Source organism: Halomicrobium urmianum, from assembly GCF_020217425.1.
GTDB lineage: Archaea > Halobacteriota > Halobacteria > Halobacteriales > Haloarculaceae > Halomicrobium > Halomicrobium urmianum.
On the sequence record NZ_CP084091.1, the window covers coordinates 81557 to 96074 of the forward strand.

Consider the following 14518-nt stretch of genomic DNA (forward strand, 5'->3'; position numbering starts at 1 on the left):
TTTACTGGGAGGGCAGGACCAGACTTGGTCAATCGCGTAGTCTTGCGACTGCCTTTCCGATCTGCCGGACGTGTTCACTCCGCTCCAGATCTAACTCCTCGGCAAGATAATCGACCGTCTCTGTGAGCGTCATGGTTGAGTAACTCATCTCTCAGCGTATGAAGCTGATGTCCTTAAAAACCGGCTCACGCCGCGTTGAGTTCGTCTCTCCTGGCACGAACTGTTACAGCTGACATCCCTGCAGCATCCGCAACTCTCTGCTGTGTGAGTGGTCTTCCGTGTTCCTGTGCAGCTTTGTATATGCAGGCCGCCGCGACGCCACTCGGACGACACCCGTTTGAAATAGCAGTTTCTTGATGGTGCTTCGAGAGTGCCACTGCTCGACGCCGGGTGGCGTCTGAAATGCTAAGCTCTGACGCGAGACGGGGGATGAATTCGCTCGGTCGAACAGGCTGGGTCGGTAGTCCGAGTTCTGTATTCAGCGTCTTGTACGCATTCGCGACTCTCGATTGCTCGACGCGTGCTGCGTCGACGACGTCGTCGAGTAACCGCGAGTGACCGTTACAGCGACAGGCTCCGTAGATGCTTGCTGCCGCTATCGCCTCGATTGATCGGCCTCGAAGCAGATCTTCGGTTTGAGCGCTCCGGAACAGTTGACACGCCTGATCACGGACCGAACCTGAGAGCTCGAGGGCGCTCGCGATTCTTCGAACTTCACCCAGGCCGTGTGCGAGATTTCGCTCGGCTTTCGACTGGAACCGACCACGAGTCTGTTCACGCCGCATTCGGGATAGCCGCTGGCGCTTTCGTCCAGAGAGTTCGTTCCCGTTCGCATCTTTCCCGCGACCAATTTCCGTCGACAGCCCTCGGTCATGCCGTGCCGCAGTCAGTGGAGCGCCCGTCCGCTTTCGCTGGTCCTGATCGTGAGCTCTCCATTCCGGACCGTGGTCGATTCGTTGTTCGTCAATAACGAGTCCACAGTCCTCACAGATGGTTTCGACCGAGTTGGTAGTGACCAGGCCACTGCACTCGGGACATTGGTTTGCGTTCGATTCTGTCTGGATGTCCTCATCGAAAGTCGTTTCGTAGATGTCTCTGGTTGCCATCGTTCTCACCGTGTTTCGGGAACTCGCCAGTTCGGCGCGCCCCTCGCCCTTTTAAGGGTCAATAAACGCTATCAAACGGAACGACCCAACGCTAATCAACAGGCCTTCGGATATTGTTCTATGGAAGAACTGGAATATCGTGGGGAATGGTGGCTTGCTGACGAAGACGAAGAGAATCGGGTTGCAGGCATTCTGGAGTTTGACCCCGATGAAGGAGGAAATTTGGAACTAATCGGCTCATTCGGAGACTTCGGGAGCGGCACATTTGGTGAGTACGACCTGATTAAGGGACACACGACCGACGGAAAGATCGTCACCCTACAGGACTGCTACGTCAATCAGAGTGGACTTTCAGGAACGATGCAGAGCCAGTCGGTGAGCGTTCAGAAGGTCTTCACGGGAGTCCAATTCAGTGACGGCGACCTCGAATTAGACAAGGTGTGTCTTTCGTTTCCGCTTTTAGAGATGTGGACCGCGACTAACATTATCGGCGTCCCAGAAGGTCAGATGAGTGGTGCAGAGATTGGTGAATTCGACGAGGTAGAGGCTGAGTTGGAGAACGCGAATATCCGACTCAATATCACACCCTCTCAAATGATGAATCGATACGAGGGAATGGACATCACTCAACAGGCGTATTTCTGCATCGAACCTGACGAACCACTCACCGTTTCTGAGTTCATTGATGACTACATTCGTCACCTACAGCATTTCGTCTGCCTCGCAATCGGGGAGCCTGTGAATCCTACCGATGTGAAAGGATACTTCGAGCATGACGGCGAAACCGAACGCATTCAAATTTCCTATCAGGTCTCGCACCTTCCGGGGGTTCCCAACAAGAAACATCCACACAAGCTCCAGTTCAACCTACGGGACATCGATTTTGAAGAGGCCATCCAGAATTGGTTTGAGGACGCAGAGGGTGCAGAGATGACTCACAATCTGTACTTCGGCACTCAGTACAACAAGACGATGTTCGAGGAGAACAAATTTCTCTCACTCGTCATCGCGTTGGAGTCCTACCAGAGCTACCTATTCCCTGACCACCGGCTGATGGATGAGGACGAATATTCCGAACTCCACGACGATATTCTGGACACGATTCCCGACGATGCCGAGGCGAAAAGACGGGTAGACGATCTGCTCGGGAGCATCGGGAACAAGGGTTCGCTCGGTGACCAACTTGAAATGGTGTTTTACGAGTACGAGGAAATTCTGGAAGACCTCATCGAGATGGATGATGTTATCCAAGACGCGAAGAACGGTCGGCACACTATCGCTCACGGACTTGAACGGGAATACGACGTTAGCGAACTGGGAGATACTGCCCGACTTCTTCAGGTCGTAATTGAGGCGATCTTCCTGAGCGCAGTCGGTCTTGGTGACGAGTTCGTCAAGGAGAAACTGACGGAGAACCGGAAATACATTCTGAACCAGTAGCCTCATCTGAATGATGTCCACTACTCAGCACCACGTAGTCGTACTCCATTTCGTCACATGAGGGTCTACCATGATGTCCGTTGAGGCAAAAGCTCGAGCGTACACGTAGTGCGGAACTAGCGTTGGGAATTGCTCCACCCTTTAGAGCGGATTTCGGGGTCTCAGAAACGACTCAACGACTATCGAATGCCTTTGAAATATAGGGGATAATGGACTACTGCTGACCCTCTGATTCGGGACTGTATGCCAGTACTTCAGCGTCGATGAGACGAACCGCGTCATCGTAGAATTTCCCCTCAACAGTTCCCTCAAAGTGCTCCAGAAGCCCCTCGACTACTGCCTGTTCCTTGCCGACCTGCCGACCTTCCTCTGGGAGTCGGCGGGCATCATCGCAATTCGCACAGAATCGGAACCGCTGGTACCACTCTTCATCACCCCGTTCCTGGTCTTTCACGTAGTAGATGATGACACCATCTCCGGCCTCCATACTCTCTTGGCAGTTGTGGGGACCGTAATCGACCTTCCCCATCTGTGGGTGTCCTTGACAGTGGACGACGCCACCCTTTGTGTGACGGACCACATCTCCGACGAACTCCTCTCGATTCATTAGATCAGAATGTTTCCTTTATACCCATTAACCTAACGAGCAGAAGAGTCGGTGTGTCCGAAGGTTCTTTCGTATCAGAGTAATACAGAATTCTAAGAAATGCCTCGGATACGCGAAGACGAGTTCTACGCGGTTCTTCAAGCTGTGGATGACGGTGTCCAGTCTGTTCACATCTCGGGGCAACCGGGCGTCGGGAAGAGTACGTTCTTGGAGGAATTGGAAGAAGAACTTTCGGAGTGGTACCGAACCCGAGTACTCTACGTTCGTGAAGGCAACACTCCTACAACACTCTCGCAAGATCTCCTCATCGAAGCCCGTGACGCGGTCGGAACTCTCAGTGCTCTGATTAACAAAGCGACTGGAATGAGTGTAGGAATCAGTCCTGCGAGTGCTGGGGTATCCACTGACGACCGCGCACGGCATCTTCGAAAGTTAGCCAGTCTCTCGGAGTCTGTCAACGAGTACAAACGGCTCATTTTCTTCGTCGACGACGTACACAAGCTCGACGAACCGGAGGTCACGCGGGACTTCCTCCGTGAATTATCTTCCACTCTCGGAGAGAATGTCCACCTCATCACGGCAGGACGCCTTTCATTTGATGACGTTGACTACACCGTCCATCTGGAAACGTTCTCACGCGAGGAAACTGCGAACTATTTCCAAGAGGAGCACCCAGACGTCGACGACGAAACGATAGACGGCGTCTACGAGAAGTTGGACGGCCATCCCTATTATCTCGGTCTACTCAGGGAGGCTGCAGGTGACGACGGTACATTCGAGATTCCCAAAGAGGACACACGGGACTTCATCGAGAGAGCGTACCTTGACTCGATGTCGGAGGCTGAAGAGGAGTTCATTCGGAAGACTGCGGGACTTGCTGAGTTGGACGAAGACATCTGCTCGGCAGTATTGGATGACGTGAGTCGCACACAGGCCCGGCGCACTCTTGACTCTCTGAGCACCAAGGCAGTCGTTCAGGAATTAGGTCGCTCAGAAGACACCGGAGATAGAGTGTTCAAAGTCCACGACCTATTCCAAGAATTCCTCTACGAGCAACTCGAGAACCCAGAAAAGCTCCACCGAGCAGCGTTCCAATACTACGCAGAGAAGCTCTATGATGAGGTTGAGGGAAGTGAAGCACCCATGCTGGAGGGATTCGTGTACGGATTGCTTGGGAATGCCCACCTGCAAGAGATTTACAACGGGGACCCGGAGGTCGAACAATTTCGTGAGGAAGTCGACCGGTTGGAGTTTGAGCCTCACGAACGCCTTCAGTTTATGTTCGGATACGCTCCATATGCACCTACACCTGAGGACCAATCTGCTACACTGCTCGCTCTGGAGCTAGATGACTATACGGAATGGATCCGTGGTCTGGAACCAGAAGATGACGGGGAAGAGCTAAAATTAGAATTCGTCGGAGTGCTGTTCGATTTGATGCGGGCCACAGTCCGACCCAATACCGATGTCGAATTCGATGATTCGTCTGTGGAGATCTATGAGTCCACGTTACAGCGGGTCGAGGACTTCGACTTCGTCGCGTTCTTCGATGAAGAGGAGCAAGACACGGCTCAGATTATCCCTGACATGCTCCGCCTATGTGTACATGTCTCTGCCCACCGAGACCTTGAGGAGGGTGAACATGATGGTGGACACCTGACTGCAGCCTACGATGTACTGGAGAGGTATGGCCTGAATCGAGTTGCTGTTGAAGGGTTCATTGACAACTGCCGAGAATTGGCTGAGGAATATGAAGCAGGTGAGCAGGCGGAAGAGATGATCGAGGGCCAGATGGAGGAGTTCTTCGGGCAGTTTGACCAAGACGATGCGACCCGGAATACCCTCATTCGAATGCAGTCAGACCTCTACAGCGAGATGATGGGGCTGGCGAACTCGGCGTTCACTGCGATGATTTCAGAGTCCGACCGCCTACTGGAGTTCATCCACGAGTGCGGTGACAGTCTGGAGCAAGCAGATAATCCATTCTTCGTCGCTGCGTGGTACTCGTTCGCTGCCCACGTCTACCGGATGTTCGCCCCGAATGCGGATTCCACAAGGGAACTGGAAGAAGCTGCTCAGCACTACGCAGAGGTCCGTATGGAGTACGAAGAAGATCTCGATAATCCTATCTATGAGATCGAAGAGTTCGAAGTCTACGACATGGACTTCCCTGACTTGATGGACGAGATCGCCAGTAGCGATGGAGACCGCCAGCTGACGGAATAAATCAAGGTCTTAGCTGCCTGCGGCGGAAAGACTACAGATCCGGATTCCTGTAAGGAGATGAGATTGCGAAGAGATCGATATCTTTAGAGATTTGTGAGATCACATTCTGAATCACCGATTCAAAATTAACATCGGCAGTCACCACCTCGTACGTATTCTCGGCGAATCTCCGGTACTCGTGGACGACTTCTTCTGCCTTGGCCGGAATGTCTTCGAGGCCCAGATCCGAGAATTCGCGGAGTATCGCGAGCGTCTGCGTTGCCATCGAGGTTAGATATGTTACGAACTCATCGGGGGTTCGGAGTGCTGCGGGCAGAATCCCCCGGATCGCGTAATGAATCTCGCTGAGCATTAGACGATGAAGGCCTTTCAACGCCACATCTACTGAGCCAGAGAACCCACTATGACGAAGCGAGTACAGGAACCTATTGTTTAGATAACGCGTTCCCTTCCAGGCCATCCGATAATTGAGGGGAGTTGTGAACAGAATCGCTTCCGCAACGAACAAACCGATGGCGCGGTAGAATTCGTGAAACCGCTTTGCAGCGATATCCTGAACCGACCCGATAGAGGTGTGCGCACGATCCAGTTTGTCTGCGCTTATCAAAAGATTGTGTCCGGCAATCACCAGTGCTACTCCGGAACTCAACTGTGCGCCCGTCATCGCAATACGGGCCAGTTTGCTGTGGCCCAGGCCGATTTGGAGGCTATCTTCTAAGACTTCGACGGTCTTCCGTGTCCGTTGTAGATCTCTGTCGACACCACTGAAGAACGCTCTGATGTCTGTGGTCTCGTCAGCGGTCGGAAGCTGAGTGTCGGTGATTTGATCGTGGATCAAAGCCAGCTCATCGGCAAGCCTGACTGACTGAATGCGACGCTCTCCCCGTGCGTGTACTCGCAGTCCTGATTGGAGTCTGGACTGCACATCAGCCACTCGTTCCGGGCTCGGTTCTGCCACTAACGGGTGGTCGCCCCGGAAGAATTTAAAAATTATAGACAGTAGGCATGTGTAGTGCGAGATTCGGATCGATCTACTGACGGATTCGATCTTGAGGACCTCCGTGAGGAGGTTGCCCGTCGGAAATTATTGTTGGGTGTGGCCGTGCTGGGTGGTGGATCGCTTCTCATTACCCAGTCGGATTCCACACAAAAGGAAGACACTGACGAGCTTGCCCAGGCCGAAACCCAGCTTGTAGACGTCGCTGAACGGGTAAACGAAGCAGATCTGGCTAATCCACGGGAAGCCTCTTTCCTCCACAATGAGATCACTCAATCGGTGAAACCGGTTACTGATACTCTCGATCAACACGACTCAGGCGGACCCAAGACCGAGCAACGGGCCTCCGCTCTTAATGCTGCGATAGACTACTACAACACGCTCGCGAGGACGCTCAACACGGGGACAACCCTCCTGTCACAGGTGGCTGAGTCTGAACTGGAGGTACTCCGCCACAAGCGAAGCCTCGGGTATGAACCTGTGACCGCATTCGACCTTGGGTCATTCGAGGAGTCTATCACGCGACTTAGCCAGTCAAAAAAGGATCCTGAGACGGTCACCTCAAACGGTCGCAAGCTTGTTCCAAATCAGAGCCAAGTCATCGATTCCCTTCGCGTTCAGCGTGATGTGTTCGACCGACACCTCACTGCACAGCAAACCTATCTTAATACGGCCATAACGATCGAATCAGGCATCCGAGCCTACGAACAGTCCCAATACGATACGGCTCAGTCCAAACTGAGTCAAGCCCATGAGTCGCTCTCTGCGGGAATCCCACGCACTGAAGTCTCCTACCGCTTATCTAATGCTGGTCTTTCGCTTGATCAGTATATGACATTGTTGGGCCTGCGACGTGAGGGCGTATCCAAACTGCTTGATGTCTGTGATGAGTCTGTCCCTGAGCAAGAACGGCGTGCTGTGGCTAATACGGCTCTCAAACACTTTTTCGAGGCGCGCCAGGTCGCAACTGATTGAAAGGCCACAGAAAACATATGAAGGTTGCCTCAAAGATATGAATATGACCGAACAGGTAGTCGAAGCAGCGGTCGCCGCTATAGTTATGGCTGTCTGTTTTGGTGCTGCCGCTATTATTCTAGGAGCGAATGCGGGGGTTGTGAGTGGCCTCATTACCGTGGTTGTCAAGCTGGCCGCCGGTGTCGCTGTTATTGGTGTCTTTGCGGCTGTTATCTTCTCGTTTGTACGGGCAGCTGCTCCCTGACCAACCACCCCGCTCTCCGTTTACAGGTGGCGAACTTCGATTGAATCGTCTCTTCTATCCACACCGCCATAGTCCATCATGCAAAGTCCATCATTCAGCACACCGACGTTCATCTCTACATCCTCAACTGTCCACCCTAGCTCGGTCAATTCCTCTTCCATCCATTCGGGTGCGTCAGGATCGTAGATATACTCTTGACCGGAAAGCAGATACGCTATATCTCCTTTATGCGGAGAAACAGGCCTTACACGTCTCATAATCAACCATCTGTAGTCCTCTGCATCCCATGCATGGATTGGGGCAAAAAGGGACTCGTGTTTCCGCCCCAAATCGCAGGCCTTCTGCCATACCTTGATTTCTCTATAACTATGCGGCAGAGGTTTCCCCGATGCCTTGATTACGTAGAATGTTTCAAGATCGGTGTCTCCAATGAAGTCATCGCGAACCAGTGAGTCGGGGAGAGAAAAGATCCTCCGGCCCAAAGAGCCCCCAGTAAACTCCTTTACTCCGTAGCGTTCGATAAAGGCCTCCACCTTCTCGTCGTTATGGAGAACCGAACAGAGTTCTTCAACAAATCTCTCGCCTGGATCAGTCAAAAGTTCCTGGTGATTCCGTGCCATCGTCCTTCAACCCCTCACCGAGTATTTTTATCGTGACTCAGGTACTCCCTTAGAGCTACACCCTGAGCTACTGCTGATCGGATATCATGCCGGGTTTTCAAATCGAAATGGAACCATCGATACTGCCTTTCTCTTGGCTTATCTGCCCCTTCTATTCCTTCCGCTAATTCATGGTGTAGCTGATTGTCTTGCCCAAAGTTCTGATTCATCTCGGCTGAGATAGCATACTGAACCTTGCTCCCCCAAACCTGGGATCCAGACATTGTCCAAGGTCTAACCCAATCACCACCGTGCTTCGATGCATAACCAAACTTCTGTGTAGGGGATGCCGGAAGGGCCTTTCCTCTCTGTACCACGTCTTGGAAATCAGACACCAATACATCGAACAATTTGGGGAAGTCTTTTTGAACATCGAACGACAGGCTCAGCCAGCAGCCATACAGCTTCAAATGCTTGTAGAGAGACCGATTCACTGCATCTCCCCATCTTCCGTCCTGGTTCTTCGGCAAGTTACTATAGAGATTCACAAAGTCTCCAGTGAACTCTTGGAGTGATTCTTTGTCTTCTCGGTGGAAGATAATCTGGAGAGCGTAGTAGTCCATCATGCTCTCCTCTACCTTTGAGTAGACTCCTTCGTCTTCCTCGATACAGTGTTGATAGTACTGCTCGATGTAGTCAAGCCAGTTATCGTTGATCTGCTTCAACAGTTCTGGCTCGAACTCGTCGCTGAGTTCGATTTTGTAGCAAACAAGGTAGAGCATCTCCGGAAACACACTGTAGGAAGAGGAGTGTTTGTTACCGATATCGGTCGTAAGACTCCGATGGTGGAAGTCGATGTACTCTTCGAGATATTCCTTTGTGATCCGTTCAATACGTGGATTCTCAATCCCTTGGATATCTGCTCTCTTGAGCTTCCAGTTGAACGAATTCGCTCCGTACAGGGCCGCATAGAGAAGCTGTTCTTGGCTAAGTGAGGTCTCACTGGTTGCTTCGTTGAATCTGTTGGCCAGGTCGTCGAAGAAGTCTCGGATCTGCCATTCCTCGACTGCAAGCTTCTCATCGAGTAGAAGCTGTACCAGTTTCACGTACTGCCACTGGTACTTATTCAATGCTCTCTGGAGAAGCAGTGCCGAATAGTACTGCTTAGCTTCCGCACAAATATCTGCGATGTCGTCTAAGTGACTGTTGTAATAGTTGTAAGAGCTGTAATCTCCATCTTCCAAGGCTGCGACGGATACTTCGTCGATCTTGTCGATGCAGACGTGCCCGACCGAGGTCAGATCTAGACCATATGACTTGAAAAACAGGTCCTTCATCGACTTCAAAAGGCGACCCGCCATCTGGCTCTGACCGCCCATGTCCCGATGCTCGACAATCGAGAGAGCTATATCACCCATTGCCTCCGCGATATCATCCAGATATTTCTGCCGTGAATCCTCTTCCAGTGCCGTTCTAATCAAGAACTCGAAGTAGTCTGCGACTTCATTAATGAAGTCGTCATTCGTAATCTCACCGCTAGTCTGCTCCAAATACCGATCTGAGACCTCAGAGATCGAATTCAGGGTCGATTCAAACACGTCTCTCTGGTCTTTTTCAATAGCCCTGCTCCCTGTCGAAAACAAGAGATGAACATCCTTGACCAAATCCTCAGTAAACTCCTCGTCGTGCTCCGGGACAAGAGGCCTCCAAGTCGAATAGATATTACGCGGCTCAATCTTTCGCAGCATCCGATCCGTGACGTAGTCCACAATATTCGAGATATTCAGGAAGTAGCCCGTGAAGAGGATAATAGCACCAATCAAGAGAACTGCAATAATTGACAGAACGTAGCTAACCAAATCATACGGCGACGCCCAATCCAGATACAGGCCTGTCAAGTTGAAGGCTGAGAATCCGAGGATAAAGACAAGGATCCCTATGAGGTACTTGTCTTTGAAAATGAGCATCGAAAGGCGCGGCGAGTACTCTTGATTCGCATTCTGAATTAAGAATATCACCAAGAGAAATATCACACTCATAAAATTTAGAATCAAGCTGAGCGACTGATCGAAGATAGCCGGATTAGAAACCTCTTGAATAATCGAGCCTATTCCGAAAGGTCTCCAGACAACCGTTATTGTCAGGAGAACGAGGGTCAAAGCGGAAGCTAGGCACAGAAGCTCTCCGTACCTATAAAGAGAGACGCTGAAAATCGCTTTTATGCGCCTCCATGCTATATAAAGCAGATATCTAATCCAGTAACGAACCCTCATACCAAAATCAACTTTCTGTCGAGCAATGGTGTATCTACTGTTATCTTTGTTACCCTCTCAGACGGATGAGTCTATCATCTACCGGCCTGCTAACTCACTGTCCGGTACGGTCTGCTCGACGTTTTCTAGAACCTGCCCGAGCTTTTCTTAGTCTCCTCTATCGAAGTGCTTCTCAGGCTTTCGAACCCAGAACAGTAATATCAGGCTTCGAATACCCGCGTAAAGTGTGATTATTTAGGTCCTGGAGAGGTTTTTCGTTCTATGGCGTGGCTTGGTAATTTCCGGAGCGAAGTAAGAGAGAATGCGCGGGTATCGGATTTGGCTTTGATTTTCTCGGTGCCGATCTTTCTTTCGTTGATCTTCCTGCTTCCTGAGTCAATTCAGAACTCTTTGATCTTGGACTACGGTAATTACTCTATCGTCAATCTCTGGAGCTCGGCCTTTGTGCATCGAGGATTCAATCACTTCAGCAATAATTTGGCGGCTTACTGCGTTCTGATCGGTCCAATATATTTGCTTTTCGTGCTGGCTGATGAACGGCAGCTGTTCCGATACACGTTCCTGGCATTCCTCTTCATCCTCCCGTTCGTCATAGCTCTAAGCAACATAGCCGCTCTTGGCTCTGGAACCGGAGCAGGCTTCTCTGGAATCGGCTCCGCATTCTTCGGGCTCCTCCCCGTCTCGCTATTTCTATTCATCCACAACAAGGTCTCAGAGGAGATAGAACCCGCTCACGGGGTCGTACTGTTTCTCATAGCCGCCGCAATCATCGCAGGAACCTACTCCGGCGTTACTGCAGCAGCTGGCATTCTGTTGTTCGCTGTATTGATCACCGTCTACGACACCTACCAGGTGGGCCTTGACGAGGTAAAGGAAGCCGCTGCCGGGCTAACCTCGATGGAAGGCTATTTTGAACTGGTAATGATCGCGGGCCTCCTATTCTTGCTGTCTCCTGTACTGCTCTTTCCTCAAGATATCGCCCAAGGCGACGGCACTGTGAACATTCTATCCCACTATCTGGGGCTTCTCTGGGGATTTTTCGGGCCCATTATTTATTTGTTCTACCGAAGACATCGGAGGCAGCTCATCCCAGACATCCAGAGTGGTTTCTAACTGTGTTTCGCCAATTGGAGAATCAACTTTCACCGGGCACCCTGCTCGGTTAGCGGTATTCCTGCCGCAACGACTGCGTACAGTCGTGATTGCGAATCCGCTCTGGGAGTCCGACCTTCCCGCAGACGGGACACTCCCGAAGGGGTGTCGGCGGTAGGTCGTTCCAAGCCTCTAGAGCAGCCGTTAACTGTGCTTCGACGATTGGTGAGTCGGTTGTCCGGCGGGCTTCGCGGAGGTGAATGCGAAGCCGTTCACGGGCTATGAGCGTTGTATCTTCGGTCATGCTGGTACGGGAAGCTAGTGTCCCCGCCGCCCATTGGCGGGGGCGAGAAACACCACCGTGAGCGGTTAGCGAATATCGGGCTGGAGCGGAGCGAACTGTTCCCACATCATATGGTGTCGCTGACAGAGCGTGACCAAGTTCTCAAGCCGGTTCGACCGTTCGTAGTCGAGGACGCCATCGGCATCGATGAATGTGCCAAGTGGCGTAATGTGGTGGACGTTCAGGTCACGATCCCAGCGTTCGTGGTGTGCCTCTCGGTCAATTGTACAGCCCGGCATCTGGCACTCGAAGTCGTCACGCCCCAACGCGCGTTTGCGCTGCTTGTACCAGTTCGGTCCGTACGAAATGTCCCCGTAGCCGCCCTTCCAGTGCGGATGATCTGGTCCGCTCGGTTGCCCCCGGTACTCGAGCCCGGCTGCCTCCACGGCCTGCTTCCATGACCCATACCGATGGATGTATGGGTAGATCGTGATCTCTTCGTGTTTTCGCACTTCAACAGATGAGGGCACATGACCCAGCTCATCGCGGAGCTGAGTCAGCTCCTGAAGTAACTCCTCTTCTGAGATATTTCGCCGCGTATGTGGGTTAAAACCCGCTTCCTGAAGTGCAGCGTTCCAACTACCGAAGCGCCACTGGGCGACTTTCGTTGCATACTCCCCTTGTTCATCCATTTCATAGGCGGTCGGTGGCCGCCCAAGGTCGTCAGCGAGGGCCTGAATTGCTGTGATTACTTCTTGCCGTGTGACTTTGGTCGATTTCGTCGTCGACAGCCCTGCAGCATCGAGTCCGGTATTCCACGATCCGAATTGCCATGTTACCGCACCTGGAGATACTTCTCCATATTTCTTCATTTCCCTTACTGACGGGGAGTGACCGAGCATCTCGGCCACGCGCCGCAACTCGTCGGTTAGCTCCTCTCCTGAGTACGAGTGATCGAGTGGTTCAAGCCCCGCTTCTCTCAGCCCATCTCTCCAACTCCCGAACGTTGATTGTACGGCACCAACTGTAAACTCCGTCTCCTTCTCAACTTCGGGTTGCATCGGCGTTCGGCCTTTCTGTTCGGCGACGCGTCTGAGCTCCTCGATGATGTGGTCTGGTGAGATTGACTGCTTGTGGCCTGCTATATGGCCTGCGATCCCAACGTTCGTCTCGAACGATTCGCCACAGATGTCGCACGTGTAGTCTCCTTCAATTTTCATGCGTAACTCTGAGCGCTGGTGCGCCCGCACCCTCCGTGGGGTCGGACAAACACGCCCGGTCGCGCACACCTTCTCCCGTTTTCTGTTATAAATGTCACACCGACACCCGAGGTTGTGGCTGCGCGCGCAGCGGAGTCCTCGTGAGCATCGCAAACGAGGGCACGTGAGACGAGCGAATGCGAGTCTCACGGAGCGAGCACGGAGCGGAGGGTGGGGAGGAGGGGCCTGGGTCGGTCCGGCACGTAGCAAAAAAGAAGGGTACGACGACTGGCTATTCCCACCACCGACCGCGCTCAGGGAAGTGCAGGGTCGACCAGCCAGTGATGGCTACTGAGACGCGCCCGTTGTACCAGTTCTTCGCCGCTCCGTGAATCCTCACGCGCTCGCCCTCTTCGATCCAGGGGGCATCTGACGCTTTCCAGCTGGTGAACTTCGTCCGCCCACTGTCGTCTTCGATGAGACCGACTTGTTGAATGGCCGGAGAGTTGCTCTCCCAGAGTACCGTAACACGACCTTCGATGCTCACCTCTTTGCGATTGACGTTCTCGAGCATCCCGATGGGAACCACCGTCCCAGGAGCCGTCTGCAACTCCTCGAACACCCCAACGACTGCGCTCATCATGTCTTTCCCACCGACTACGGCTTCACCCAGCCGCCGACCAATCGCTGCTCGCGACCAGCCATCCAGTTTCTCCGCCAGCCGCATCGACTGCTTGTTCACCGCCGCCAACTGCTCCTGCCTGAGTTCTGCACGAGGATCGTTTCTCTCCGGGTCTGCCCACGGGTCCACGCTTGCCGCCCGCTTTTGGAACTCTGCACGCCGCTCAGCGCTTCGCTTCGCTACGATATCTCGCGTCCGCTTTTCCCGACCTTCTTGCGTCCCCATCTCTGCCTTGGCACTGATGCGCTCCAGTTCAGCCTCCCGCGCCCGAATGCGCTCTTCCTGTTCGAGGGTCGCACCGTAGATCCGCTCTTCGCTGGTGTCGACCATCCCATCCGGGTGGTTCGCATCGACCTTTGCCTGCACCTCCATCTGCACCGTCGCCTGGAACTCAGGGGTCTCATCGACGACCTCGAAGCCCTCTTCATCGACCGCCGCTTCGTCCGCTTTTTCGAATGCTTGTTCATCGACCGAAACTACTTCACTGGTAACGTTCTTACTTGACATTGGATCTCACTGATCCGAAGGCGCCCAGCGCCCGACACCGCGATGCTGCAACATCGCGGTTTTCCGACGACAACGCCCGACAGAACCATCTACGCGCTCTCGCTCGCGCCTTCGTGAGCGCCCCTTGGGGCGCGAGCGAGAGCGCGCCTCAGGGAGACCACCCAACCAGAACCGCGCGCCGACCCGCCCGGAGCGAGCGGCCAGCTTTAAGCCGTTTCTCGCGTCCGGCCCGGACTGCGGGTCCGTGTCCAGGGCGACGGTCGTGAGCACGGCGAGCCGTGGTGTGGC

At 53.1% G+C, this 14518-nt stretch carries 12 protein-coding genes; 5 read left to right on the plus strand and 7 right to left on the minus strand.

Annotated elements, in window-relative coordinates; all coding sequences use genetic code 11:
• Positions 1-185: 185 nt before the first annotated feature.
• Complete coding sequence (locus tag LCY71_RS17265; protein WP_225336171.1) at positions 186-1106, minus strand: transcription initiation factor IIB; 921 nt, start codon at positions 1104-1106, stop codon at positions 186-188.
• Positions 1107-1226: 120 nt separating this feature from the next.
• On the opposite strand from LCY71_RS17265, the gene LCY71_RS17270 reads away from it, so the two are divergent.
• Positions 1227-2546 carry an ApeA N-terminal domain 1-containing protein gene (locus tag LCY71_RS17270; RefSeq protein ID WP_225336172.1) on the plus strand — a complete coding sequence of 440 codons (1320 nt, stop codon included), beginning with the start codon at positions 1227-1229 and terminating at the stop codon, positions 2544-2546.
• A gap of 214 nt (positions 2547-2760) precedes the next feature.
• Here LCY71_RS17270 and LCY71_RS17275 read toward each other — a convergent pair whose 3' ends face one another.
• A complete protein-coding gene (locus tag LCY71_RS17275) occupies positions 2761-3153 on the minus strand; it encodes a hypothetical protein (RefSeq protein WP_225336173.1) in 393 nt (130 codons plus the stop codon).
• Between the two features lie 99 nt (positions 3154-3252).
• Between LCY71_RS17275 and LCY71_RS17280 the strand changes: the two genes are divergently transcribed.
• On the plus strand, positions 3253-5379 hold the full coding sequence (locus LCY71_RS17280) for an ATP-binding protein (protein WP_225336174.1): 2127 nt from the start codon (positions 3253-3255) through the stop codon (positions 5377-5379).
• 31 nt (positions 5380-5410) lie between these two features.
• On the opposite strand, the gene LCY71_RS17285 is transcribed toward LCY71_RS17280, so the two are convergent.
• Positions 5411-6337, minus strand: coding sequence for a hypothetical protein (locus LCY71_RS17285; RefSeq protein WP_225336175.1), 927 nt, complete (start codon positions 6335-6337; stop codon positions 5411-5413).
• A gap of 54 nt (positions 6338-6391) precedes the next feature.
• On the opposite strand from LCY71_RS17285, the gene LCY71_RS17290 reads away from it, so the two are divergent.
• Together LCY71_RS17290 and LCY71_RS17295 are read left to right on the plus strand one after the other, a co-directional pair.
• Positions 6392-7351, plus strand: a complete 960-nt coding sequence (locus LCY71_RS17290) for a hypothetical protein (RefSeq protein WP_225336176.1) — start codon at positions 6392-6394, stop codon at positions 7349-7351.
• Between the two features lie 43 nt (positions 7352-7394).
• Entirely contained in the window at positions 7395-7595 is a 201-nt protein-coding gene (locus LCY71_RS17295) for a hypothetical protein (protein ID WP_225336177.1), read from the plus strand.
• A 20-nt stretch (positions 7596-7615) separates the two neighbouring features.
• On the opposite strand, the gene LCY71_RS17300 is transcribed toward LCY71_RS17295, so the two are convergent.
• Both LCY71_RS17300 and LCY71_RS17305 read right to left on the minus strand, forming a co-directional pair.
• The gene (locus LCY71_RS17300) at positions 7616-8215 is read right to left on the minus strand and encodes a hypothetical protein (RefSeq protein WP_225336178.1); all 600 of its coding nucleotides are present in this window, start codon (positions 8213-8215) and stop codon (positions 7616-7618) included.
• A gap of 14 nt (positions 8216-8229) precedes the next feature.
• A complete protein-coding gene (locus LCY71_RS17305; RefSeq protein ID WP_225336179.1) occupies positions 8230-10467 on the minus strand; it encodes a DUF2254 domain-containing protein in 2238 nt (745 codons plus the stop codon).
• 261 nt (positions 10468-10728) lie between these two features.
• On the opposite strand from LCY71_RS17305, the gene LCY71_RS17310 reads away from it, so the two are divergent.
• Positions 10729-11580 carry a hypothetical protein gene (locus LCY71_RS17310; RefSeq protein WP_225336180.1) on the plus strand — a complete coding sequence of 284 codons (852 nt, stop codon included), beginning with the start codon at positions 10729-10731 and terminating at the stop codon, positions 11578-11580.
• Between the two features lie 348 nt (positions 11581-11928).
• Here LCY71_RS17310 and LCY71_RS17315 read toward each other — a convergent pair whose 3' ends face one another.
• Both LCY71_RS17315 and LCY71_RS17320 read right to left on the minus strand, forming a co-directional pair.
• The gene (locus LCY71_RS17315) at positions 11929-13062 is read right to left on the minus strand and encodes a homing endonuclease associated repeat-containing protein (protein ID WP_225336181.1); all 1134 of its coding nucleotides are present in this window, start codon (positions 13060-13062) and stop codon (positions 11929-11931) included.
• Between the two features lie 271 nt (positions 13063-13333).
• Positions 13334-14230 carry an SOSS complex subunit B family protein gene (locus tag LCY71_RS17320; RefSeq protein WP_225336182.1) on the minus strand — a complete coding sequence of 299 codons (897 nt, stop codon included), beginning with the start codon at positions 14228-14230 and terminating at the stop codon, positions 13334-13336.
• Positions 14231-14518: the final 288 nt, after the last annotated feature.

Coding starts and splice junctions, on each gene's coding strand:
- LCY71_RS17265 (WP_225336171.1), bottom strand. CDS start 1,106: ATGGCAACCAGAGACATCTACGAAACGACTTTCGATGAGGACATCCAG.
- LCY71_RS17270 (WP_225336172.1), top strand. CDS start 1,227: ATGGAAGAACTGGAATATCGTGGGGAATGGTGGCTTGCTGACGAAGAC.
- LCY71_RS17275 (WP_225336173.1), bottom strand. CDS start 3,153: ATGAATCGAGAGGAGTTCGTCGGAGATGTGGTCCGTCACACAAAGGGT.
- LCY71_RS17280 (WP_225336174.1), top strand. CDS start 3,253: ATGCCTCGGATACGCGAAGACGAGTTCTACGCGGTTCTTCAAGCTGTG.
- LCY71_RS17295 (WP_225336177.1), top strand. CDS start 7,395: ATGACCGAACAGGTAGTCGAAGCAGCGGTCGCCGCTATAGTTATGGCT.
- LCY71_RS17300 (WP_225336178.1), bottom strand. CDS start 8,215: ATGGCACGGAATCACCAGGAACTTTTGACTGATCCAGGCGAGAGATTT.
- LCY71_RS17305 (WP_225336179.1), bottom strand. CDS start 10,467: ATGAGGGTTCGTTACTGGATTAGATATCTGCTTTATATAGCATGGAGG.
- LCY71_RS17310 (WP_225336180.1), top strand. CDS start 10,729: ATGGCGTGGCTTGGTAATTTCCGGAGCGAAGTAAGAGAGAATGCGCGG.
- LCY71_RS17315 (WP_225336181.1), bottom strand. CDS start 13,062: ATGAAAATTGAAGGAGACTACACGTGCGACATCTGTGGCGAATCGTTC.
- LCY71_RS17320 (WP_225336182.1), bottom strand. CDS start 14,230: ATGTCAAGTAAGAACGTTACCAGTGAAGTAGTTTCGGTCGATGAACAA.